This window comes from Micromonospora sp. DT4, assembly GCF_049841675.1.
Taxonomy (GTDB): domain Bacteria; phylum Actinomycetota; class Actinomycetes; order Mycobacteriales; family Micromonosporaceae; genus Micromonospora.
In genome coordinates this window covers 13,270-37,394 of record NZ_JBNCKT010000009.1, presented here as the reverse complement: position 1 = coordinate 37,394, position 24,125 = coordinate 13,270, and the positions used below count along the sequence as shown (strand labels likewise).

The 24,125-nt window shown below is 73.9% G+C and carries 13 protein-coding genes and 1 pseudogene; 4 read left to right on the top strand and 10 right to left on the bottom strand.

Annotation, left to right across the window (positions count from 1 at the left end; translation table 11 throughout):
• Position 1: 1 nt before the first annotated feature.
• Together ACLQ24_RS05410 and ACLQ24_RS05405 are read right to left on the bottom strand one after the other, a co-directional pair.
• Positions 2–6,697: a thioester reductase domain-containing protein gene (locus ACLQ24_RS05410; RefSeq protein WP_425889272.1), complete on the bottom strand. Its 6,696-nt coding sequence runs from the start codon at positions 6,695–6,697 to the stop codon at positions 2–4.
• A gap of 1 nt (position 6,698) precedes the next feature.
• Positions 6,699–14,828, bottom strand: coding sequence for a type I polyketide synthase (locus ACLQ24_RS05405; RefSeq protein ID WP_425889271.1), 8,130 nt, complete (start codon positions 14,826–14,828; stop codon positions 6,699–6,701).
• Positions 14,829–14,887: 59 nt separating this feature from the next.
• Here ACLQ24_RS05405 and ACLQ24_RS05400 point away from each other — a divergent pair, with 59 nt between their 5' ends.
• Positions 14,888–15,727, top strand: a complete 840-nt coding sequence (locus tag ACLQ24_RS05400; RefSeq protein WP_425889269.1) for a thioesterase II family protein — start codon at positions 14,888–14,890, stop codon at positions 15,725–15,727.
• Here the strand turns inward: ACLQ24_RS05400 and ACLQ24_RS05395 are convergent.
• Genes ACLQ24_RS05395 through ACLQ24_RS05365 form a run of 7 tightly spaced genes read right to left on the bottom strand, consistent with a single transcriptional unit; the run spans position 15,648 to position 21,120 of the window.
• Complete coding sequence (locus ACLQ24_RS05395; protein ID WP_425889267.1) at positions 15,648–16,682, bottom strand: phosphatase PAP2 family protein; 1,035 nt, start codon at positions 16,680–16,682, stop codon at positions 15,648–15,650. The two genes, ACLQ24_RS05400 and ACLQ24_RS05395, sit on opposite strands and share 80 nt — an antisense overlap.
• Complete coding sequence (locus ACLQ24_RS05390; RefSeq protein WP_425889265.1) at positions 16,679–17,608, bottom strand: phytanoyl-CoA dioxygenase family protein; 930 nt, start codon at positions 17,606–17,608, stop codon at positions 16,679–16,681. Before ACLQ24_RS05390 ends, ACLQ24_RS05395 begins: the two co-directional genes overlap by 4 nt.
• A gap of 10 nt (positions 17,609–17,618) precedes the next feature.
• Positions 17,619–18,920, bottom strand: coding sequence for a beta-ketoacyl-[acyl-carrier-protein] synthase family protein (locus tag ACLQ24_RS05385; protein ID WP_425889263.1), 1,302 nt, complete (start codon positions 18,918–18,920; stop codon positions 17,619–17,621).
• Position 18,921: 1 nt separating this feature from the next.
• Entirely contained in the window at positions 18,922–19,479 is a 558-nt protein-coding gene (locus tag ACLQ24_RS05380; protein WP_425889261.1) for a beta-ketoacyl synthase chain length factor, read from the bottom strand.
• Entirely contained in the window at positions 19,476–20,591 is a 1,116-nt protein-coding gene (locus ACLQ24_RS05375; protein WP_425889259.1) for a beta-ketoacyl-[acyl-carrier-protein] synthase family protein, read from the bottom strand. The genes ACLQ24_RS05380 and ACLQ24_RS05375 overlap by 4 nt, the downstream gene beginning before the upstream one ends.
• A complete protein-coding gene (locus ACLQ24_RS05370) occupies positions 20,588–20,836 on the bottom strand; it encodes a hypothetical protein (RefSeq protein ID WP_425889257.1) in 249 nt (82 codons plus the stop codon). Before ACLQ24_RS05370 ends, ACLQ24_RS05375 begins: the two co-directional genes overlap by 4 nt.
• Entirely contained in the window at positions 20,833–21,120 is a 288-nt protein-coding gene (locus ACLQ24_RS05365) for an acyl carrier protein (protein ID WP_425889255.1), read from the bottom strand. Before ACLQ24_RS05365 ends, ACLQ24_RS05370 begins: the two co-directional genes overlap by 4 nt.
• Positions 21,121–21,204: 84 nt before the next feature.
• Between ACLQ24_RS05365 and ACLQ24_RS05360 the strand changes: the two genes are divergently transcribed.
• Positions 21,205–21,765, top strand: a complete 561-nt coding sequence (locus tag ACLQ24_RS05360) for a 4'-phosphopantetheinyl transferase family protein (RefSeq protein ID WP_425889254.1) — start codon at positions 21,205–21,207, stop codon at positions 21,763–21,765.
• Positions 21,766–21,808: 43 nt separating this feature from the next.
• On the opposite strand, the gene ACLQ24_RS05355 is transcribed toward ACLQ24_RS05360, so the two are convergent.
• On the bottom strand, positions 21,809–23,233 hold the full coding sequence (locus ACLQ24_RS05355; RefSeq protein WP_425889338.1) for a class I adenylate-forming enzyme family protein: 1,425 nt from the start codon (positions 23,231–23,233) through the stop codon (positions 21,809–21,811).
• Positions 23,234–23,766: 533 nt separating this feature from the next.
• Here ACLQ24_RS05355 and ACLQ24_RS05350 point away from each other — a divergent pair.
• Both ACLQ24_RS05350 and ACLQ24_RS05345 read left to right on the top strand, forming a co-directional pair.
• Positions 23,767–24,015 (top strand): RICIN domain-containing protein, encoded by a 249-nt coding sequence (locus ACLQ24_RS05350; RefSeq protein WP_425889252.1) that lies wholly within the window; start codon positions 23,767–23,769, stop codon positions 24,013–24,015.
• Positions 23,994–24,086 (top strand): annotated as a pseudogene (locus ACLQ24_RS05345) (non-reducing end alpha-L-arabinofuranosidase family hydrolase); the annotation flags it as partial. The gene ACLQ24_RS05350 and the pseudogene ACLQ24_RS05345, both read left to right, overlap by 22 nt.
• Between the last annotated feature and the right edge of the window lie 39 nt (positions 24,087–24,125).

Here is a 24,125-nt window from a genome sequence, read left to right as displayed (position 1 = left end):
TTCAAGCTCCTTCATCGGCCGCTGCGGGAGCGGGCAGGTAGCCGGTCCGCACCATCCAGCGCAGGTAGGTGTCGAGTAGGTCGTCATCCAACGGCGGACACCGGACCTCGGTGCCCCGCAGTTGTTCCTCGGTGTTGCCGACGGCGTAGTGGACTGCCTCCTCGCCGCCGACCACGAACTCCTGGACCACCGGCATGATCGGGTGCAGCTCGTTCGCGCCGACGGCATAGGTCGCCTTGAGCGCCTGCCACCACTCTTCGACGGGCACGACCTCGACCGCGAAGCCGTGCCGGCGCAGCGCCCGCACCACATCGGCGAACAGGGCCTTGTACGGGCTCACCAGGTGGTACGTGCCACCGAGGGCCGGGCCGTAACGGGAGATGTGCACCAGCGCGCTCACCACATAGTCGACAGGTGTCATCTCCACCTTGATGTCGATGTCCGGAGCCAACCCGAGCTGCACGCACCCCTTCATGACCCGCGTGGTGAAGTGGGTGGTCAGGCTCGCGCCGGTGCGTGAGTCGCCCAGCACCCGGCCCGGCCGGTAGATGTCCGCCGGTACGCCACGTGCGCGGGCCAGCTCGACCAACCGCTCCGCCGCCCACTTGGTCTGCACGTAGCCGGTCACCAGCCGACCGGCCGTGGCGATGTCGTCGTCCTCACCGACGACGTCCCGGCCCGGAGCCGGCAGGCCCCAGATGCCGTACGTCGAGACGTGGTGGACCGCGGTCGGCCGGCCACGCGCGGCCAACCGCAGGATCTCCTCGGTGCCCGTGATGTTGTCCGGCCGGAGTTGGTGGTAGTTGTAGCCGAAGTGCACCCGGGCGCCGCAGTGGTAGATCCCGTCCAGTTGCGCGGCGAGTTCGTCGTACCGGTCGGCGGACAGGCCCAGCCTGGGCTGCCCCAGGTCGCCCGGCAGCACGGTGATCCGGTCGACCGCCGTGGCCGGCAGGGGGAGGTAGCGCTGGATGTTGTCCAGCAGCCGTCGCAGACCGGTTTCCTCGTCGGCGCACCGCACCAGGCACCACACCCGGGCCGTGGTCGTCTCCAGCAGGGTGTGCAGCAGATAGCCGCCGACGAAGCCGGTGGCGCCGGTCAGCAGGACGTGCCGGGGATCGCTTACACGGGCCGGCGGGTCGCCGACCACCCGGATGTCCGGCGCGAGGGTCACGTCTCCCGCGATCCACGCCGGGTCGCTCGCCTGGGCAGCCGCAAGGATGTCGCCGGTCGGGTCGGCGAGGGGCTCGCCGCCGTCGGCGGACGCGCCGACGGACCCGTCGGACAGCAGCCCGACGAACAGGTCCGCCCACTGTGCCGGGGTGGCGAGCGTGAGCAGGTCACCGGCGCGCACGGTGAGGCCGAGGTCCCGTCGACAGCGACGGACCGCGTCCATGACCATGAGCGAGTCCATGCCGCTGGCCAGCACGTCGCTCTCCTCGTCGAGGGCGTCCGAACCGGCGCCCAGGACGTCCGTCGCCAACTCGACCGCGTACGCCCCGAGCGTCGCCCGTACCCGGCGTGGATCGCGCTCGGCGCGCAGGCCGGCCACCAGCGGCGCCTCCGCGACGTCGTCCGCAACCGGTTCGTCGGCGGTGATGCCGCGCAGCATCGGCCGCTCCGTGCGGGCCTGCACGACCGGCTTGAACACCGACCAGTCCACCGCGCACACCACCCGCTGCGAGGCGTCGCCGGCCGCGAGCGCCGTCAGCATCCGGATGCTCTGGTCGGCCGGCAACGGCCGCAGCCCGGTGGCCCTCAGGAACGCCATCACCTCGTCGCCGAAGAGCGCGGAGGGCAGGTCCCACGGACCCCACGCGACGGACAGGGCCGGCAGTCCGGCGGCGTCGCGGTGCCCGGCTAGCGCGTCGAGGAACGCGTTGCCGGCCGCGTAGCTGGCCAGGTGCTGCGAGCCCCAGGTCGCGGCTATCGACGAGAAACCGATGAAGAAGTCGAGCTGGGCGCCGCGCGTGAGCTGGTGCAGCAGCCAGCCGCCGATCACCTTCGGCCGCCACACCCGCCGGTACGCCGCAGCGGTGGCCGCACGGGCGAACTCGGGCTCGGAGACACCGGCCGCGTGGACGACCCCGCGCAGCGAAAGGGGGTTGCCCGCCAGTGCGGCGAACACGCTCGTCATCGCCGCCTCGTCGACCACGTCCGCGGCGACCACGTCGACAGTGGTTCCCAACCGCTCCAGTCGCCGTACGGCTCCGATCCGCCGCGCCGCCTCCCCGGTCGCGTCCGCCCAGCCGTCCCGCCCCGGCAGCGGCGTGCGGGCGAGCAGCACCAGGCGACCGGCGCCGGCGCGGGCCAGCCACTCCGCGACGGCCAGGCCGATCCCACCGAAGGCTCCGGTGATCAGGTACGTGGCCTCGCCGTGGACCGGCGGCCGACGGCGCAGCGCCTCGGGTGGCACCGGTGCGGGCACCAGGCGCAGCGCGTACCGACGATCGGCGCGCAGCGCCTGCTGGTCGTCGTAGCCGTCCTCTCCGTCGGCGGGGTCGGCACCGGACGGATCGGCGGTGATCAGCCCACCCGTGGTCAGCGCGGCCAGCAGCAGCCGGTCCTCGCCAGGCCAGCGGTCCGGGTCCAGGTCGATCGCGCCGCCCCACCGGTCCGGGTGCTCCAGCGCCAGCACCCGACCCAGACCCCACAGCGTGCCGGCGACCGGCGCGGCGGCGTCCGGAGCGGCAGCGTCCGGAGCGGTGGCGGCGGTCTCTGTCGGCACCCGCATGGCAGCCCGGGTCACCAGCGTGAGTCGGGAGCCGGCGCACTCCGGGTCGTCGAGCATCGCGCCGAGGAGTGCGAGGGTCGTCAGGTCCGCGCGCCCGGCGTACTCCTCCAGGCGCCCCGCGTCGCAGTCCGTCGACGTGGGCGCGTCGAGCCCGGTCAGGACCACCACGAGCGAGGGGCGGCCCGGGCCGGCAGACCAGGCGGTCACCAGCTCCCGGACGGCGTCGGGATCAGGCCGGCAGTCCGGACCCTCCCCCACCACCGGCGGCGCGGCCACCGTCACCGCGGCGTCCCGCTCGCGCAGCAGCGCGGCCAGCCCGGTCACCAGCGCGGCGTCCCGACCCGCCAGGTCGGCCACCAGCAGGTAGCTCCGTCCGGCCAGGTCGGTCGAGGGCTGCGGGGACGGCCCGGGCAGGGGCACCCAGGTCTGCTCGTAGAGCAGGTCGGCCGGATCCTCCCACTGTGCCGGCGCGGGCACCGGCGCGACGATCACGTCCTGCGCGTGGCCGATCGGGACGCCGTCGGCGTCGAGCAGGTCGACCGCGCCGGTCACCGTGTCGCCGACCGCGCGCACGGACCCGGCGCGGACCCGCACCGCCCGTACGCCGCCCGGCGCCACGGGGCCACTGACCGCCGTGGGCGCTGCGCCGAGCGCGCCGCAGCCGGCGACCGTCGACCCGGCCTCCGGCTCCGCCACGCCCGCCACCGTGAGCGCGACGCGCGCGGCGTCGAGCACCTCGTGCCAACCCGCGCCGTCCGGCACCGAGATCTCCGGCATGGAGGCGGCGGTCACCGCGTTGGGGTACGGGCGGTCGGCCGGCCACCGACGACGCAGTAGTCCGCTGGCGTAGCGGATCCACGGCGCGGCCAGCGCCTCGCGTGCCGCCGTGGCCCCGACCAGCTCCCAGGCGGCCGAGCCGTCGTCCCGCGCCGTGACGGTGAGCCGCAGGTGACCACGATCGCCGGCCGGGACGGACGCGTGGACGGTCAGATCCTCGGCGCACCGCCACACGCCACCCAGACAGTCCGCAGCGGCCCGGGCCGCCACGTCCAGGACCGCGCCCAGGCCCGGCGACTCGCCGGGCAGCGCCTCGGGCGTCACCTCGTACGCCGGCGCCGGTCCCGGTAGGCGGCGGCCGACGCCCGGGATGTCGCCGCCCACGACGGCGGCCCGGGTCTCCTCGCTGGCGTCCGCCGCAGGCACCGGCACGGCCACCGGCCCGACCTCGCGGAACCAGTAGTGCGCGCCGCGCCACGGCGTCGTCGGCAGCGGTACCGTGCGGACCTCTTCGCCCTCGTGGAAGGCCCGCCAGTCCGGACGCGAACCTCGCAGGCTCACGGTGCCGACCGCGCCGAGCACCTCACGCAGGTCCTCACCGCCCCGCCGCAGCGTCGGCACGAACGCGCACTCCGGCTCACCGGCGAGGGAGCGCGCGGCGAGGGCCGTCAGCACCGGCGCCGGCCCGAGCTCCACGAAGGTGCGGACGCCCGCGTCGTGCAACGCGCGCACCCCGTCGCGGAAGCGGACCGCGCCGGCCGCGTGCCGCAGCCAGTAGTCCGGGCCGACCTCGTCGTCGCCCCACAGCCGGCCGGTGACGTTGGACGCCAGCGGAATGCGCGGCGGGCGGAACGACAGCCCGGCCAGCACCGCTCGGAAGGGCTCCAGCATGGGCCGGATCAGCGGCGAGTGGAACGCGTGCGACACGGTCAGCCGCCGGGTGCGAACGCCGTCGGTCGCCAGCCGCTCCAGGACGGTACCCAGGTGTGCGGCGTCCCCCGAGATGGTGACGTCGGTCGGCCCGTTGACCGCGGCGACGGCGACCGTGTCCGCGTACCCGTCGATCGCCGCGACGGCGACCTCCTCGGCGCAGCCGGCGGCGGCCATCGCACCACCCGACGGCAGCTCGGCCATCAACCTCGACCGCGCGGCCACCAGGGTCGCGGCGGCGGGCAGGTCCAGCACGCCGGCGACGCAGGCGGCGACCAGCTCGCCGACGCTGTGCCCGGCCACCGCGGACGGCCGCAGGCCCCAGGAGAGCCACATCTGGGCCAGCGCGTACTCGACCGCGAACAGCGCCGGCTGGGTGTACCGGGTGTCGTCGAGCGGCGTCGCGCCGTCGGCCCACAACACGTCCGCCAGGGGCCGGGGCAACCCGGTGTCGAACAGCGCGGCGGCCTCGTCGAACGCGGAGCGGAAGGCGGCGTGCCCGCGCAGTCCCCGGGCCATGCCCTGGTACTGGGCGCCCTGGCCGGTGAACAGCCACGCGACCTTGCGACTGCGGCGGCGGGGCAGCGCGGCGACCGTCAGCCCGCGCGGTTGGCGGCCCTGGGCATACGCCGACAGGACGTCCGCCAGTTCGTCGGTGTCCGCCGCGGTCACCGCGAGGCCGTGGACCTGGACCGCGCGGCCGACGTGCGTGGTGTAGCAGGAGTCCCCGAGGGACGGGGCGTGGGGACCGCGCAGCCACCGCGCGTGCCGGTCGGCCGTCTCGCGCAGCGCCTCCTCGGTGCGCGCGGAGGCCAGGAACAGCCCGTACGGCGGCTGCGAGGCGGTGCGGTCGGCACCGGCCGGCGGTGCCACGACCACGACGTGCGCGTTGGTCCCGCTGGCGCCGAAGCTGCTCACTCCCCCGGTACGCGGGTGGCCCCGGTCCGGCCACGGCGTGCACGCGACGGGCACCCGAACGTGCAGACCGGACCAGTCCAGGTTCGGGTTCGGCTCGCTCAGGTGCAGGTGCGGTGGGATCTCACCGTGCGACATGGCCAGGACGACCTTGAACAGGCCGGCGATGCCGGCGGCCGGCTCCAGGTGCCCGATGTTCGTCTTGACCGAGCCCACCAGCAGCGGGTCGTCGACGCGGCGGTGCCGGCCGATGACGGCTTCCAGCGAGCGCAGCTCGATGGGGTCACCGAGCGAGGTGCCCGTCCCGTGCGCCTCGATGTAGTCCACGCCGTCTGGCCCGACGCCGGCCTGGGTCATGGCCGCGCCGACGACGTCCTGCTGGGCGAGCGGGTTCGGCACGGTGAGGCCGCTGGAACGACCGTCGTGGTTGACCGCCGAGCCGCGGACGACGGCGACGATCGGGTCGTTGTCGGCCAGCGCGGCGGACAGCCGCTTGAGCACCACGACACCGGCGCCCTCCCCGCGGGCGTACCCGTCGGCCGACGCGTCGAACGTCTTACACCTCCCGTCGGCGGACAGCCCACGGAACTTGCTCATCATCACGAAGCCGTACGGGGACAGCAGCAGGTTCACGCCGCCCGCCAGCGCCAGGTCGCACTCCCGCAGCCGCAGCGCCTGGCACGCCTCGTGCAGGGCGACCAGTGACGACGAGCAGGAGGTGTCGACGACCTTGCTCGGCCCCCGCAACCCGAGCAGGTACGAGATGCGGCCGGCCAGGAAGCTGGGCTCGCCGGTGAGCTGGTAGAAGTCCACGTCGTTGATGTCGCCGACGGCCTGGCGGGCGCGTACGTAGTCGGTCGTGCTCACCCCGAAGTAGACGCCGGTGCGCGAACCGTCGAGCCGGTCGGGCGCGTAGCCGGCACGCTCCAGCCCCTCCCAGCAGATCTCCAGCGCGATGCGGTGCTGTGGGTCCATGCCCAGCGCCTCGCGCGGGGAGATGCCGAACGCCTCCGGCTCGAACCGGTCGACCTGGTCGAGGAAGGCGCCCCGGATCGTGTACGCCTTGCCCGGCTCCTCCGGGTCCGGGTGGTGGTACGCCCGAGCGTCGGCGCGCTCCGGCGGGAACTCCGAGGTCGTGTCCACCCCGTTGCGCAGCAGCGTCCAGAACTCCTCCGGCGAGTGCACGCCGCCGGGAAAGCGGCAGGCCATCCCGACGATGGCGATCGGCTCGTCGAGCCAGCCGTCACGGCTGTCGGCCAGACGGCGGCGCAGATCCTCGATGGTGCGCAGCGCGTCGGCCATCAGCCGTCGGCTGTCCGGGGTACGCGGAGCCGTCGTCGTCATCTCAGCCTCCCTCCGCGAGCGCGGCCGACAGCCGCGCGATCAGCTCGTCCTCGGGCATCGCCGCCAGGTCGTCGTCGGCCCCGTCGAGCTGACCGGGCGCCGTGGTGGTCGGCGCGCCACCGGCCGGGGCGGCAGCCGGATCGAGCAACGTCAGCAGGTGATCGGTGAGCGCCGACGCGTTGGGAAACTCGAACGTGAGCGTCGCCGGCAGGTCGACCCCCAGCGCGCGTTCGAGCCAGCCGCGCAGGCTCAGCGACATCACCGAGTCCATGCCGAGGTCGAAGAAGCCCTGGTGGGCCAGGACGTCCACACCGGACGCCTCACCCAGCACCTCGGCCACCGCGTCGAGCACCGCTTCCAGCAGGTGCTCGGCCCGCCGTTCGGCCGGCAGCGCCAGCACGGTGGCGGCCAGCGGCGCGGCGGACGGCCCGGCCTCCGGCGCGCCGCTGTCGCCCGCCACGGGCTCGACGCCGATCTCGGCGAGGAACGCGCGGTCGGCCCGCTCCCGGCACACCCGCGCGTACCGCGGAGCGTCCACGTCCGCCACCGTGACCCGGGTCCGGCCCGCTCGGAGCGCCACCTCGAAGGCCTCGCCCACGTCCGCGCCGGCCAGCGGCCGCAGGCCGCTGTCGACCATCACCATCCGGTCTCGCCGGGACAGCTCCGCGGGGTCGTCGGCGGGCATGAAACGGACCACCTGGACGGGTCGACCGGCACGCTCCCGGGCGGTGGTCACCGCGTCGACCGCGCCCTCGGCGGCGGCCTGCGCGGCCATCCCGGTGGCCCCCCAGACCGCGGCCGCCGCGCCGGTCACGCAGAACAGCGGCGGCGCCAGGTCGCGGGTCGCCAGGTCCAGCCGGTGTACGACGTCAGCCCAGCGCAGGGCCCTCGACACCGCGTTCTCGTCGAGGGTGTCGAGCGGGGCGGCCGGCGCGGGCAACCCGATGATCAGCACGCCGCCGAGCGGGGCGCCCAGCGCCTCCGGTGTCAGGTCGGCCGCGAGATCGACCGCCGTACGGTCTGCCGCCGTCAGGTCGATGCGTCGCACCTCCACGCCGGCCGCCGTCAGCTCGCCGAGCCGGACGTCCCCGGGGGACGCGATGTCGGACGGCGTGGTCTGCCCGACGATCAGCCGGCGCAGGCCACGGCGCACGAGCACGTCGACGAACGGCCGGCTGGACGGGCGCAGGGCGTCGGTCACCAGGTGCCAGGCGTCCGGGTCGCAGTCGAACTCGGGCAGCGCGGCGGGCAGCGGGTCCGCCGACGACAGCCGGGACGCGTACCAGATCCCGTCGCGCAGGCACACCTCGTCCTCGGCCGGCTCGCTGCGGGGCACACGCGGTGCCGTCAGCGCGCCGGCCAGTCCGGCCGCGTCGCCCGGAGTCCAGCCGGCGTCTGCCTGACCGGAGTCGCCGTCCGCGTCGCGTGGGCCGGTGCCGAGTACACGCGGGTCGATGTCGACCAGACCGCCCCACCCCGGTGCCGCCTCCATCGCGAGCACCCGCCCGGCCGCCCAGACCGCAGCCTGCGCCGGGTCGACCTCGCCGGCGCCGGTCGGCTGGTACGCCCCGGCGGTGACGACGCGCAGCCGCCCGGGTGCCACGTCGAGCCCGTTGCGGAGCTGACGGGCCGCCCGCACCACACGCGCGACCAGGACGTCGCCCGACACACTGCCGGGTGCGGCCGCCGCGACCAGCACGATCCCGTGGTCCGGCGGAACATCGGCCCACGGCGCGTCGGCCTCCGGTACGCCGTCGGTCGGCGTGCCGGCCCGGTCGTCGTCGCGGGCCGAGCCGACGGACGATGGCCGCCAGGTCGCCTCGACGCCCGCGAGCCGCAGACCGTCGACCACCCGCTGTCCCGCCTCGACGGACGCGCCCGTGAGTGGGACGACGTGCCACCGTCCGGTCGCCTCCGCGAGGGGCGCGGGGACACGACGCCAGCGGACGGTGAACGTGCGCGCCGCAGAGCGGTCCCGGACGTCGGCGGGCAGGGCGGCACCGACGGAACCTCGGGCCTGCACCTCGGGCATGACGCTCGCGGCGGCGTCGGGTAAGACTGCGGCGGCAGCCACACCGGTCGTGACGGCCACGGTCGCGGGGGCCGGCCGCTCCGCGACGGACGCCGAGCCGGTCGCCTGGTCTGGTGTGTCCGCCCAGTGCCGGCGTCGCTGCCACGGGTAGCGCGGCAGCACCGCCCGGTAGGGACGGTGGCCGAACAGCGTCTCCCAGCGGATGCCGACGCCGGCCACGTGCAGCTGGGCGATGACGTCCAGGAAACCGTCGGCGCGGCTCAGGTCCGTCCCGACCGCGACGACGCCCGGCTCTCGTCCTGCCGCGATGGTCGCGGCGTCCGCCCCGGCGTCGACCGCGAGCAGCACCCGCTCCCCCGCCGCCGCGAGTGGCGCGGCCACACCGTCCCAGTCGGACGCCGGTGTCCGCACGGTCAACGGGTGCGGACCGGACACCGGCCCACCCACCGAGGCCAGCCACAGCACGGGTGCCACCGACGTGTCGACGGGCGTCGCCACGGTGACCGTCGCGCCGTCGAGCGCCGCGCGGACCGCCCGGGTCCGGTCCAGCACACCGGCCGCGCACGCCGCCGCCAACTCGCCGACGCCGCGACCGACGACCACGTCGGGCCGCAGCCCGTACGCGTCCCACACGGCGGCGAGTGCGAGCTGGACCGCCAGCACGGCGGCGGGCTCGCCGCGCTCCGCGCCGCCGGCGACCAGCGCGGCCCGCACGAGGCCGCCGTCGTCGAGCGCGTCCACCGTGTCCCGGAACGCGGACTCGCCGCGCTCCAGGGCACGCCAGTCCACCGCCACGCGGTCGCCGTACACCAGCACCAGGCGCTCGGCATCGCCGGAGGCCACGCCCTGGTGGGCGCCGTCGCCAGCGGACAGTCCGGCGGCGAGCTCGACGGGCCCACGGCCCACCACCGCCAGCCGGTGCTCCAGGTGAGCCCGGCGGGCCGCCGCGGCGTAGCAGATGTCGCCGAGGTCACCGCTGGCCCCGGCGGTGAGCGCCCGGGCGAAGCCGTCGCGCGCGGCGGCCAGGGCGCTGTCCCCGGCGGCCGACAGGACCAGGAGGTGGGCCCGGCCGGAGACGATCGCGCCGGCTCTCGACGCGGGACCGCCGCCCGGCGTCAGGTGCCCGGCACCGTCCTGCGGCGGCGACGCTGGGGTGGATGGCCCGCTGAGGACCACGTGGGCGTTGGTCCCGGTGAACCCGAACGCGCTCACCCCGGCGACCCGGGACCGCCCACCGGTGGCCGGCCACGCCGTGGTGGACGTGGTGATCCGGACCGGCAGCCGCGCCCAGTCCACCTGGCGCGTGGGCTGGGAGACGTGCAGGTGCGCGGGCAGCTCGCCGTGGCGTAGCGCCAGCGCGGTCTTGATCAGCCCGGCGATACCGGCGGCCGCTTCCAGGTGACCGATGTTGGTCTTGACGGACCCGACCAGCAGCGGCCGGTCCGGCTCACGCCCGCCTCCGAGCGCACGGGCGATCGCCCGCACTTCCACGGCGTCGCCGAGCACCGTCCCGGTGCCGTGCGCCTCCAGGTAGTCCACGTCCGACGCGGGGACGCCGCCCACGGCGAGCGCCGCCCGGATCAGCTCCTCCTGTGCCTCGCCGCCGGGCACCGTCAGGCCGCCGCTCGCACCGTTGTGGTTGACCGCGCTGCCGCGTATCACCGCGTACACCCGGTCACCGTCACGCTCGGCCAGTGCGAGCGGCTTGAGCACCACCACCCCGGCGCCCTCACCGCGACCGTAGCCGTCGGCACTGGCGTCGAAGGTCTTGCAGCGCCCGTCGGGCGACAGCGCGCCCGCCGCCGACATGGCCAGGTGCACGGTGGGCCTGACCATCACGTTGACCCCACCGGCGAGCGCGATGTCGGCTTCCCCCGCGCGCAGGCTCTGCACGGCCAGGTGCACCGCGACCAGCGAGGACGAGCACGCCGTGTCGATCGCCAGGCTCGGGCCGCGCACGTCCAGGAAGTACGACAGTCGCCCGGCCGTCCCGCTGAAGGAGTTACCCGTGCCGTAGTAGAGGTCGACGTCCCGGGCACGCCGGGTGAGCAACTGCTGGTAGTCGGTGGTGTTCATGCCGACGAACACGCCGACGCGGGCGGAACGCCGATGCTCGAGCGTGACCCCGGCGTCCTCGAGCGCCTCCCAGGCCACCTCGAGGAAGAGGCGCTGCTGCGGGTCCATGGCGCGGGCCTCACGGGCCGAGATCCGGAAGAACGCGTTGTCGAACAGGTCGATCCGGTCCAGGAAACCGCCACGGCGGGTGACCACCGTGCCGGGCGCCCCGGGCCCCGCGCCGAGCAGCGCCTCCGCGTCCCACCGGTCCGCGGGGACATCGCCGGTGGCGTCGACGCCGTCGCTCAACAGCCGCCAGAACTGCTCGGGGCCGTCGGCCTGCGGCAGCCGGCAGCCGATGCCCACGATCGCCATAGGCTCGGCCGGCCCACGCGCGATCGACGCGACCGGCCCGGACGTCCGCGAGGCGACCGAAGCAGTCGTCCCCGTGCCGTGGCCGACGGGTGCGCCGGCAACCGGCGCGACCGCGTCGCAACTCGACGGCGGTACGGGCTGGAGCGTCGACCCCGCCGCGAAGCGTGACTCGCCCTGACGCGGCGGCTCGACAGCGCGCGAAGGCTCGCCCTGACGCTGGGGCTCGGCCTGACGCTGGGGCTCGGCCGGGAGTGGTGGCTCAGCCTGACGCGGCGGCCCGGCCGGGAGTGGTGGCTCAGCCTGACGCGGCGGCCCGGCCGGGAGCGCCTCGGCGAGGAGATGGTCGGTGAGGGCGTCGATGGTCGGGTGCTCGATGCCGACGGCAGCGCCGAGAACGGTCCCCAGCTCCCGTTCGAGCCGGCTGACGAGCGTAACCAGGGCGAGCGAGTCCATGCCCAGCTCGAAGAACCCACGCCCGCGCGCTAGGCGCCGGCCGGGCTCATAGCCGAGAGCCTCGGCGGCCGCGTCGTTGACCAGGGCCGCGATCCGCTCCCGTTCCAACTGCCTGCCGGCGCGGGTGACGGATGCGTTGGTGGCGTCGCGGCCGCCGATGCCGACCCCGCCACCAACCTCGCCGCCACCGACACCCGCGCCTGTCGCAACCGCGCCGTTGGCCGTCGCACCGTTGGCCGTCGCACCACTGGTCTCCGCGTCGGTCGCACCCGCGCCGTCGGCAATCGCGCCGTCGGCGTGCACGCCGTTGGCCTCCGCGCCGGTGCCGAGTCCGTCGCCGAGGGCTCTGCCGTCCCGGCCACCGCCCCCGTTATTTGCGGCCGCCGGCACTCCGACCCCGGCCAGCATCTGTACGACGGTGCCGTCCGGCGCGATGAGGCGTACCTCGGCTCGGAGCTCGCCCAGTGCCACCCCGGCCAGGGCATGCTCGGAGCCGGCATGCTCTGCGGAGCCCGCCCGCACCGTCTCCGGTGACGCCGGGGCGACGGACGCCGCAGTCGGGACCGCCGGGCTCGGTAGCCAGTACCTCTCGCCGCTCAGCCGGACCGGCGGCAGCGGACTGTACCGCCGACCCTCGCCGTGCACCGCCGCCCAGTCCACCGCGACACCAGCGGTGTACGCCTCGGCGAGGGCTCGCGTCAGGGTCTCCACCGGCGGTCGCCCCCGGACCAGGCTGCCGATCGCCGCACCCCGACGGGAGCGGGCCGCGAGTGACGCCGTCAGCGGCCCGGTCAGGACCGGATGCGGGCCCAGCTCCAGGAAGACCGCCGGTCGCCGAGACAGCAGCCGGTCGATTGCCGGCCAGAACAGCACGGGGTCACGCACGTTGCGGCCCCAGTAGGCCGGCCCGAACTCCGGTGCGACATCGGTCGGGTCGACGCTGGACAGCATCGGCACCCGCGGCGTGGTCGATGTCAACCCGTCGAGCTGGCGCTCCAGCTCGTCGCCGTACGCCGAGACGGCCGGGCTGTGAAAGGCGTAGTCGCCGGCCAGCGGCACGCACCGCGCCCCGGCGGCGGTCAGGTCGGCGAGGAGGCGACCCAGGGCGGCGGTCGGGCCGGCGACCACAACCGAGCGTGGCCCGTTGACCGTGGCGATCACGACCTCGGCGTGCCGTTCGATGGCGGCGGTGACCTCGTCGGCGGACAGCGCGACGGCGGCCATCCGCCCGCTGCCGGAGGCCGGCTGCAACAACTCTCCGCGCAGCACGATGACCCGCAGCGCGTCCTCCAGCGACAGCGCGCCGGCGGCGCAGGCCGCGGCGACTTCGCCCATGCTGTGGCCGACGACCGAATCCGGCGGAACGCCCCAGCGCGCCCAGAGCCGGGAGAGCCCGATCTGGATCGCGAAGATCGCCGGCTGGGCGAGCCGGGTGTCGGACAGCCGGCTGCCCGTCCGACGACCCAGCTCCTCCAGCAGTGACCACCCGGCGATCCGCCGCGTCAGCGCATCGCACTCGTCGAGCGTGGCGCGCATGGTCGGGTCGGCGCGGTAGAGGTCGAGGCCCATGCCCGGGTACTGCGAGCCCTGGCCGGAGAACACCTGCACCACGTACGCCGGCCCGTCGTGCAGCAGCTCCCCGCTGACCGCGCTGGCGGATCTCTCGCCGTGCTGGTGACCGGCCAACGCACCGCGCAGGTCGGCGGCCGTCGCGCCGGTCACCGCGAGCCGGTGCGTGTGGTGGCTACGCCGGGCGCCGGTGCTGAACAGCAGGTCGCCGAGCTGGTCGGGCTCTGCCGTGGCGGGATCGTCGAGCAGCTCCGCGTGCCGCGTGACCTGGTCCGCCAGTGCCGACTCGGTGGGACCGGACAGCACCAGGACCGGCCAGGACACAGGTGCCGGGGCCGACGCCGGGCGGTCCTGCTCGGGTGCCGCGAGCACGACGTGGACGTTGCTGCCGGACAGACCGAACGCGCTGACGCCGGTCAGGCGCTGCGGGGCGTCTGGCAGCGTCGTACGAGTGGTGGGGACCGCCAGCCCCGAGCCGGACCAGCCGAACCGGGGCGTCGGCTGCGCCAGCTTGATCTGCGGCGGCACCACGCCGGTACGCGCGACGAGAAGGCCCTTGAGCAGGCCGAGGATGCCGGCGGCGGAGTCGAGGTGGCCGAAGTTGGCCTTGTGCGAGCCGATGAGCAGCGGGCGCTCCGGTGCACGCTCCGGACCGAAGACCGCCGCCAGCGCGCTGAGCTCGATCGGGTCGCCCAGCGGTGTGCCGGTGCTGTGTGCCTCGACGTACCCGACGTCCGCGGGCGCCACGTTGGCATCGCGGAGCGCGGCGCGCAGCAGCTGCTCCTGGGCGACGGCGTTGGGCGCGGTCAAACCGGCGCTGCGGCCGTCGTGGTTGGTCGCGCTTCCCTTGATGACGCCCCAGATCCGGTCGCCGTCGGCGACGGCGTCGGCGTACCTCTTGAGGACGACCACGGCACCGCCCTCGCCGCGTACCACGCCGTCGGCGGCCGCGTCGAACGGACGGCAGAGCCCCTGCGGCGACAGCGCCTGAATGCGTCGCATGTAGAGGGTCAGCTCCGGACCGACCATCAGGTTCACCCCGCCGGCCAGCGCGGTGTCGCAGTCGCCGGCCGCCAGGGCACGCGCGGCGAGGTGCACCGCCAACAGCGAGGACGCGCAGGCGGCGGTCAGGGTCATGCACGGCCCGTTCAGGCCGAACGTGTACGCCACCCGCCCCGAGCCGAAGCTGAATTCCTTGCCACTCGCGTAGTGCGCTCCCACGTGGTCGACACCGAGGGTGCGGGCGTGCAGGACGGCGTAGTCCATGGCCAGGATGCCGAAGTAGACGCCGGTGTTGCTGCCGGACCAGGTCGGCAGCGGCACGCCGCTGTGCTCCATGGCGCGCCAGGCGAGTGTCAGGAGGAGGCGCTGTTGCGGGTCCATCTCGCGCGCCTCGTGGGGCGAGACACCGAAGAACTCCGCGTCGAACAGGTCGATGTCGGGCAGGAACCCGCCGATGCCGACCGTGTCGAGCGAGGCCGCGCCGGGACGCCCGGCCGGCACCCGACCGGTGACGTCGCGGCCCTCTTCCAGGACGCGCCACAGCGAGTCGAGGTCGTCCACGTCGCCGGGGAACCGGCAACCGACGCCCACCACCGCGATGTCGGTGACGCCTGCCCTGGAGGCTGAGCGACGGTCGCGGCGCATCCCCACGGCACCCCCACGCGCATCCGTCTTGGTGAACCACAGCGGCCATTCCCCGCCTGATGATTTCCCTGTACGTTGAAGTACATCGGACGAGAAGCGAGATGTCAATGCTGATAGATCACGTCCCGGTTGAGGAGAAAGCTCTAGGAAACGGCAGCTCAGCTCCGCCGACGCTGACCGTGTTCGGCTTCCCGGCGGCCGGCGGCTCGTCAGCGCATTTCACCAGGTGGAGGCGATGGCTTCCGGCCGGGGTGACAGTCGAGCCGGTGGAGCTGCCCGGGCACGGCACCCGCCGACAGGAGCCGGCGATCGACGAATGGTCCCGGCTGGTGGCCACGACGTGCGACACGTTGCGCGCCCGCGTGTCCGGTCCGTACGTTCTGGCCGGGCACAGCTTCGGCGCGCTACTGGCGTACGAGGTGGCGGCGACGCTGCCACGCACTGGCCCGGGCCCGGCGCTGTTGATCGCCGCGGGGCGTAATGGCCCCACCGCCGGTCTCGCCCACCGTCCCCTGCACGCGTTGGACGACGACCGGCTGATCGAGTCGCTGCGACGCCTCGGTGGCACCCCGGCGAACGTCCTCGCCGAACCGGCGCTGATGCGGCTCGCCCTGCCGGTGCTGCGGACCGACCTGCGGCTGGCGGAGACCTATGCCCGCCCACCCCGGCCGGCGTTGGCGTGCCCGATCGCCGCCGTGGTGGGCCGGCACGACCGGATGGCCGACGCGGCGGGCGCACTGGCCTGGCAGCAGGAGACGGTCGACCGCTTCGACCTGACCGTTGTCGACGGGGGGCATTTCATCCTCGACCATCCGCAGGTCATCGCGGCGGTGACGGCGCGAACGACCGAGCTGCTCCGGCCGGAGGGTCGGCCCGGGGCCGGTACCACCAGCGGTTGACCCGGCCGGCCACCACCACGGCGAGCACCGCGAGAGCCGTCCCGGCCAGCAGGTCGACGGCGTAGTGCTTGCGCAGGTACAGCGTCGACAACACCAGCCCCAGGCCGATCGGCAGGTACCACCAGAACAGCCGACGGGCGTCGCGCCACAAGTAGACCATCAGCACCACCGTCATGGCGGTGTGCAGGCTCGGGAAAAGATCCCGTGCCGGACCCTGGACCGCGGTGATGACGTCCAGCGCGCTTCCGATCGATCCGTCGTGACCGGGGAGCGGGTCGGCGTAGACGTCGGTCTGGTAGATGTGCGGACCCACCCCCGGCACCAGCACGTAGCCGGAGTAGCCGACGACCGCGGTGATGGATATCGCGAGCGCGAAGTCGTGGTATTCACGCGCGTGGCCCCGCAGGTACGAGGAGATGGCCCACGCCGCCTGGGACAGGCCGTAGCTCAGGTAGCAGAACGCCATGAACAACGTCAGCGCGGGTGAGCCGAGGGTGTCGTTGAGCCAACGGCTGACGTCACCGCCGAAGACGGCCCGGTCGAACTCGATCAACGCGGGATCGACGAGTGGGAAGTCGAGCTCCGGGGTGATGTCGCGCAGACTCGAGTAGATCACCACGCAGGACAGGAACGGCACCGCCGTCCTGGCCACCCCGCCCACGGTCCTGGCCAGCCTCGCCGCGCCGCCCGCCCGCGCCGCCGCGTCGAGCGCCACCGAGCCCGACGCTGCGGTACGCCTACGACGCGACAGCGCGAGCCCGGCGATCAGCGCGCCGACCAGCACGACCGACGCGGCGATCACCGCCCACGAGAGCGCCCCGGTGACCAGTGCAAGCCCGGCGACGAGCGTGAGCGCCACCGCGAACAGGCACTCCTCCGGCCACAGCAACGGGTCGCGCCGGCCGTCGCCCCGGTCCCGTGCGACTGCCACGGGCCGGGGCGTGCCGACGGTCATGCGCTCTCACCTTCGATGGGTGAGGATCGCCAGAGGGTCGGGCAGAACTGCGGGTCGCTGTAGTCGGGCAGACCCGCCTCGTCACGACGTACCAGGGAATCGTGGTTGTAGACGACGAGGTCGCCGTCGGAACGGTGGAACCGCCGGTACTGGTTGTCGCCGTCCTGCAGATGCAGCGAGATGGCCCGCCGGGGACCTGAACTGCGGTTGGCCCCGCTGCCGTGGTAGGTGCGGCAGTGGTGGAAGCTCATGTGTCCCTTGGGGATGTGCATGGGGATCTTGTTGACCTGAGCGCCGTTGAACTCGGCGTTGCTGACGAGCAGATCCTCCAGCTCGGAACGGTCGCGCTCGGCGAAGTGCTTCGTGGTCTTGTCGTCGCCGCCGATCTCCTTCCAATTGTTGCTGCCGTCGACCATCGTGATCGTGCCCATCTCATCGGTGCACCCGTGCATCGGGATGAACGCGGTCAGCATCCGCTCGGACGTGCAGGTCTGCCAGTAGTGGCGGTCGAAGTGCCAGGGCACGATGTTGGTCGGCTCACCGGGGCTCGGCGGCTTGAGGATCAGCGTGCTCTGGAACACCCGAATCTCGGCCGCCTCCGCCAGCCGGGCCGCCACCGCCCCGATGATCGGCTTGCGCAGGATCGCGGCGATCTCGTCGCTCTCGTAGTGCACGTAGTCGTTGTGCCGCTGCACGTCGCCGTGTTGGGGCTCCCAGTAGGCCAGCTTCGCCGGCCGCCGGGGCAACCGCCGGTCACGGTGACCCGCGTAGAACCGCTCGCTGGCCTCGACGAGCGTGTCCACCTCGTCGTCGGTGAGCAGCTTCTGGCTGAGGTACCAGCCCCGCTCGGCGTACGACCGGACATCCTCGTCGGTGGGCAGCGCGGCCCGCTCCGCGTCGGTCAGCGTGAATTCCGTCGTTGTCATCGCGCTCCTCTCATGGTTGATCCCTTGTGGTGACCGCCCCCGCGTCCGCCTCCCGGGTCCGCGCCGTCGACGGCGGGCCGAACATCAGGCTGACGTTGTGTCCGCCGAACGCGAAGGAGTTGGACAGCACCGCGCGGGGCCGGACCGCTCGCGTGTGACCCCGCACGTGGTCGAGGTCGCAGGCCGGGTCCGGCTCGTCCAGGTTGTGGGTCGGCGGCAGCATCCCGTGGGTGATCGTGAGGGCGGTCGCCGCCGCCTCCACGGCTCCGGCGCTGCCCAGCAGGTGCCCGGTCACACCCTTGGTGGAGCTGACCGCGGGGGCGTGCGTACCGAATGCGCTGTGGATGGCCCGGCTCTCGGCCACGTCGCCCAGCTTGGTGCTCGTACCGTGGGCGTTGATGTAGTCGACGTCGGTGGGCGCGACGCCGGAGTCGGCGACTGCCCGGCGCATGCTCTGCGCGGCGCCGGCGCCGTCCGCGCGCGGCGAGGTGGGGTGGTGGGCGTCGGTGGTGGCGCCCCACCCGATGATGTCGGCGTAGCCGGCCGCCCCTCGCGCATCCGCGTGCTCGGCGCGCTCGACGACGATGATCCCGGCGCCCTCGCCGAGCACGAAGCCGTTGCGTCGCCGGTCGAACGGGCGGCTCGCCTGCGTCGGGTCCGACCAGCCGGTGGCGAGCGCCCGCGCGTTGGCGAAACCGGCGGTGCCGGTCGGCCCGAGCGGTGACTCGGCGCCACCACACACGACCACGTCCGCGTCGCCGGCCCGGATGAGCCGCAGCGCCTCCGCCACCGCGTGGGCGCTGGCCGCGCAGGCGGTGGCGATGCAGGAGCTGTAGCCCTGGATGCCATACCTGATGGCGATCCGGGCGGCCGCCATGTTGGGGAGGAAACCCGGATAGAGGTACGCGCTGACGGCGGTGCGGCCGCGCGCCTCCCGGGCCTTCGCCTGCGCCTCGTACGTGGTGAGGCCACCCGCGCCGCTGGAGACGACCACGGCGACCCGCAGTGGGTCGATGTCGCGGCCGACCTCCAGCCCGGCGTCGCGCATCGCGTCGTCGGCGGCGGCCAGAGCCATGATCAGGAATCGGTCGGCGACCAGCACCTCGTTGGCCGGCAGCACGGTGGTGGGGTCGATGTCCGGAGCGATCCCGACCGCCTCCGTGGCAGCGGCCGCGCCGTGCCCCTCGGGCGGGCGCACCAGCCCGGAGCGCCCGTTGCAGATCGCCGCGAAGAAGTCCGCCACGCCCCGCCCGACGGGCGTCACCAGCCCCATGCCGGTGATGGTGGCCGAGGGTCGGGTCGATCCGGTCATGTCAACCGCCTTGTCCGCCGCCGGTCGGCGGCCTGGTCGTCTCGTGGTCCGGCGTGAGCAGCAGGGCTGTCGCGCCGGAGGGCTTGGCCGGGTCGACGTCGTACTCGACGATGATCACCAGCGCCTCGGCCGCGTCCCCGTCGGCGAACAGGCCCTCGGCGACCGCCCGGCCCTCGCCGAAGGGATCACCGGCCGGGCTCAGGCACACGACCGGGCCGGTCAGGGCCCATTCGGTGGCGACGTGGCCGAGGACCGAATTCGGCACCGACTGGAAGAAGTACATCGGCGACACCCGACGGCCCCCGTCCACCTCCGCGACGATGGCCGCCGCGGTGGCCTGGTCGGCGTACGCGCTGACCAGCACGACGGCGGTCGGCCCGGCAGGCCCGGCGCCCATGCGCCGCTGTAGGCAGCGACCGGCGACGGCCACGACGAGCGGGGGGAACGGTGAGGCGACGAAGTTGCGGATCGCGGGTGGCCGGCCGGCGTCGCCGGGCTCGGGCCACGCCGCGCGGGCAAGCTCGCGGATCGCGCCGGGGGCGGTGTCGAGGCCGGTCACACCGCCCCCAACACCAGTGCGGTGTTCGCGCCGCCGAAGGCGAGGTTGCAGCTCAGGGCGTACCGGCCCGCCAGTGGGCCGGGCTCGCGCACGACCCGTACCGGGCACTGCGGATCCGGCTCCCGGAAGCCCGCGTTGACCGGCAGCCGGCCGGCGTCGAGGGCCAGCGCGGTGACAGCGAACTCCAGCAGGCCGGACGCCTCCAGGGCGTGCCCGTGAACGGACTTGGTCGAGCTCACCGCCACCGACTCCCCCGCCGCGCCGAGGCCGACGCGCAGCGCGCTGCTCTCGGCGGCGTCGGCACGTGTCGTGCCGGTGCCGTTCGCGTTGACGTACGCCACCTCCTCCGGTGTCGCCCCGGCCCGGCCCAGGGCGGCCCGGATGGCCGACGCCATCCCGGCGCCACCCGGATCGGGTTGGCAGACGTGGTAGGCGTCGCCGGCCCGGGCCCAGCCGGCCAGCCGGGACCGCACTCGACCGCCCCGCCCCTGGGCGCTGGCCGCCGACTCCAGCACCACGGCGACGATCGCGTCGCCCAGCAGCATCCCGCGCCGGCCGTTGCTGAACGGGCGTACGGCGCCGTCGTCGGCCAGCGCCCGTCCGGCGTCGAACAGGCCCTGGTGGTCGGCGTCGACGAGGAAGCCCCCGGCGACCACGGCGCGTTCGCACCGGCCCCGGGCGATCATCGAGGCGGCCTCGGCCAGCGCGGTGCTGCCCGCCACGCACGCCGACGTGTAGACCCGCGCGACGCCGGAGAGCCCGCCGCGTCGGGCCACGGCGGCGGCCAATTCGGCCGGCCCGTTGCCCGACCCGCCGGCGCGGACCACGCTGGTCCCCGTACCGGTGGCGAAGAACAGCGGGCACTGGACACGACGGTGTGCCAGACCGGCGTCGTCGCAGGCGTCCGCCAGGACGGCGACCACCTCGGCGGTCAGGTCGCCGGTGTCGGCCAGCGTCGCCGCCGCGCGGACCCGGCTGCGGCTCGGGTCGAAGCGACGGATCTCGCTGAACGCGGGCTCGCCGGCCAACACCGCCGCCAGCAGCGGCGCGGGGCCGCGGCCGTGGGCCGTCAGGAGGCCCAGTCCGGTGACCACGACAGTCGAACCGGTCACTCCGGCTCCGCCGCCGTCAGGGTGAGGCGGTCGAGGATCTCCGCCGCACCGGTCACTGTGGACATTGCTGCCAACTCGTCGTCGTCGAGGTCGAGGTCGAGGCTGTAGCGCCGCTCTATCTCGTAGACCAGCCGGGCGAGCTCCAGCGAATCGATGCGCTCACGCGAGGCGTCGACTGTCCGGTAGCCCACGTCGGCGAGGATCGACAGGATCTCGTCGCGGCGATCGCTGCCGCCCACCGTCACTCCGCCACGGTGGCCGGTGCGGCGGGTGCGCGCCGCGCCGGCTCCGCGCGCCCGGCCACCTCGGCGGCGAACCGGTCGAGCGTGTAGTCGGCCAGCTTCTCCAACTCCTCGTCGGTGAACTTGACGCCGAACGTGTCCTCGACGCGGACGGCGAGTTCGGCGACGGCCAGCGACTCCAGGTCGAGCCCGGCGGGGCCGAGCACCGTGTTGCCGGTGACGTCGTCGACGTCGTAGTTCATCTGGGCCAGCGCATCGACGATGGACTGGCGAACCTCATCTGACATTGCTTGACTCCTCCCATGGAATGGGTCGTGGTGCGGATTGCGACGATCACCGGCGACCCCAGGGGTCGGGCGTCGGAGCATCTGGTGAGTACCGCCGCCGACCTGCTCGGCGCGCCGGCCGGCGAGATTGGCGTGGTGCGGGACCAGACTGGCCGGCCGAGGTTCACCGGCGCGGCGCGCGGGTTGCACGCGAGCATCAGCCACGGACGTGGCGTGGTGGCGGTGGCCGTGTCGGCGGTGACGCCGGTCGGCGTGGACGTCGAGCGCGATCGCGCGCTGCCCGGTGCGGCGTTGGCCCGACGCTGGATGGCGCCGGCCGACGCCGACTGGCTGACCGACCGGCCGGCACCGCTGCACACCAGCGCGTTCCTGTGGCTGTGGACGCAGAAGGAGGCCATCGGCAAGGCACGCGGCACCGGCCTGCGCGGCGGCGGTCTACGGCAGCCGCTGGTGCTGCCTGCCGTCTGGCCGGACCCGCCGGGCTCGCTGCCGCTGCGCCCCGTACCTGACAGCCGCGCCGGGGTGGCCTGCGGCGTGCTCTCCGGAGGCCTGGTGCTGGCGGTCGCCGGGCAGGAGCGGCCGCGCTCAGGCGCCGCCGACGGCATCCGGCTGCTCACCAGCCCACCGGAGGCTACCGCGCCGTGACGACCTGTCGGCAGCCGTGCCACACACGTCCCGCGTCGGCGCGTCATGACGGCGTCGGCTCGGCCGACGCACGGCGCAACACGGCCACGTCACGCACCAGTTTGCCGCTGGACGTACGCGGAAGACGCTCCAGGAGCTGCCACCGCAACGGCCGCTTGTACGGGGCCAGGACGTCCTCCAGGGCGGCGTCCAGCTCGGGCCCGGTCAACGGCTTGTCCACGACCGTGTACGCCTCGATCGCGCCACCGTCGAACGTCACCACTGCCTCGGTCACACCGGGCAGGTCGAGGATGGCCTGTTCGACTTCGGTCAGGTCGACCTTGAGGCCTCCGATGGAGACCTGCGAGTCGAGACGGCCCCGGATCGTGACCAGGCCCGTTACGGGGTCGAACGTGGCCGCGTCGCGAGTGCGCAGCCAGCCGTCGGACCAGCGGCTCTCGTCGACGAGCCCCACGTACGGTGTGACGGGCCGACGCACCTGAAGCTCACCGTCGACGACCCGTACGTCGATTCCGGGCGCCGGGTGCACCTCGGGCCGGTGCACACCGAACAGGTCGGTGGCGATGACGCCGACCTCGGTCATCCCGTACATGTTGCCCAGGACGGTGTCGTAGCACTCCGCGAAGCGCTCGGGAACGCCGGGCCGGACCAGCTCGCCCGCCGTGGTCATCCGCACGAACTGCGGCAGCGGGCTGGCGGGGCGACCGGCCATCAGCATCTCGAGGTGGACCGGGACGCCGATCACCGTGGTCGGCGTGGAGTCTCCCGCGATGACGCCCAGCACCCCGCCCACCGTCATGCGCTCGGGCAGCGTGAGCGTGACGCGGGCGTGCAGGGCGTAGAGCAGGCCGCCGACCAGACCGAGCACGTGCGCCATCGAGGCGAGCAGCACGAGCCGCTCGCCGGGGCGGGGCACGCCGTCGGTCAGCGTGTAGCGCTCGATCTCGGCGACCAGGTCGTCGACGCTGCGTCCGATGACCTTCGACGGGCCGGTGGACCCGGAGCTCAGCTGGATGAGCGCGTGCGGTGTCGACGCCGGTCGGCCGGCCGGGCGCGCGATGACCGTCTCGTCGACGGTGACGAAGCCGCGCAGCGGTGGGAGTACGGAGTCGACGGGCTGCACGAGGAACTGCGCGCCGACGCGTTCGAGCGCCCGCTCGACCTCACCGCGCGACAGGCGGTGGTCCAGCAGCGTCACCTGGGCCCCGATCCGCCAGGCGGCGAGCAGGTTGGCCACGTACGCCAGCGAGGAGGGCAGCCGTAGCGCTATCGCGCCGCCCGGGCGCAGCCCGGCATCGGTGAGTCGGGCCTGCCGGGAGGTCACCTCGGCGCGCAGCTGCGCCCGCGTGATCGGAGCGCCGAGGACGAGGCAGGTCTCGTTGCCCGGACCGGCCAGCAGGACGTCGTCGACCCAGCCCGTGCCGTGTGCGGGCAAACCATGCCGCGCGGCAGCCAGCGGTGAATCTATAGTGGACACAAAGCCTCCACGCTGCTCGAACGGCGGGCCCGGCTCGGCTCGACGGCTGGGTACGCGCCGATCGGAGGGTTTCCTCAGCTGATGACATCCCGGTTCGATGAATTATATCGGCGCGGTCCCTGCCGTCAAGCGACCTCGACCGGCCCCGCTCCCGGAGTCTGGCTCAGCAACGGCACGGGCGGTGACGCCTACGACAGGCCCACCCTCCGGGCGGCCGACAGCACCTGGAACATCGCCGCCCCCTGGGCCCCCTGACGGCAGACCGTGCTCTGTCCGACGGTGCGGGCCGGCGGAGAGCCGCCGGCCCGCACCGGGTCACGTCTCCGCCTGCGCGTCGCAGAGCAACAGACCAGCCGATCGGCCGCCTGTTGGTAGCGGCCGATTCCCGGCCGGCCGGACGTTGGTCGATCAGGCGCCCACTGGGACGCGAGCCTGCCGCCGAGATCCGTAACAGCCCCGAAACTACCGGTTGATAATGCCGGAATTCTCTGCGAGCCTGAGACATCGATCGGCGTGAACGTTACATGATCCTTGCCTGCAACGGAGGCTCCGGCAACGGCGCCGCCGTGCAGATCTACACCTGCCACAGCCAGACCAACCAGCAGTGGAACATCAACTCCAACGGCACCATCAGCAGCGTGCAGTCCGGACGCTGCCTCGACGTCTGGAGCACCGCCAACGGCGCCCAGATCCAGCTCTACGACTGCCACGGACAGACCAACCAGCAGTTCCGGTACTCGTCCAGCGGCGCTTCGGATCGAACTACACGATGATAATGATCGATTCAACGAACAACCTGTTCGAGGCGGTCCAGGTCTACAAGCTGCAGGGCCAGAGCCGGTACCGGCCGGGCATGCCGACGCTGCGACGCTGACAATTCGGA

Coding starts and splice junctions, on each gene's coding strand:
- ACLQ24_RS05395 (WP_425889267.1), bottom strand. CDS start 16,682: ATGACCGTCGGCACGCCCCGGCCCGTGGCAGTCGCACGGGACCGGGGC.
- ACLQ24_RS05365 (WP_425889255.1), bottom strand. CDS start 21,120: ATGTCAGATGAGGTTCGCCAGTCCATCGTCGATGCGCTGGCCCAGATG.
- ACLQ24_RS05400 (WP_425889269.1), top strand. CDS start 14,888: ATGATTTCCCTGTACGTTGAAGTACATCGGACGAGAAGCGAGATGTCA.
- ACLQ24_RS05385 (WP_425889263.1), bottom strand. CDS start 18,920: ATGACCGGATCGACCCGACCCTCGGCCACCATCACCGGCATGGGGCTG.
- ACLQ24_RS05390 (WP_425889265.1), bottom strand. CDS start 17,608: ATGACAACGACGGAATTCACGCTGACCGACGCGGAGCGGGCCGCGCTG.
- ACLQ24_RS05410 (WP_425889272.1), bottom strand. CDS start 6,697: ATGACGACGACGGCTCCGCGTACCCCGGACAGCCGACGGCTGATGGCC.
- ACLQ24_RS05350 (WP_425889252.1), top strand. CDS start 23,767: ATGATCCTTGCCTGCAACGGAGGCTCCGGCAACGGCGCCGCCGTGCAG.
- ACLQ24_RS05405 (WP_425889271.1), bottom strand. CDS start 14,828: ATGCGCCGCGACCGTCGCTCAGCCTCCAGGGCAGGCGTCACCGACATC.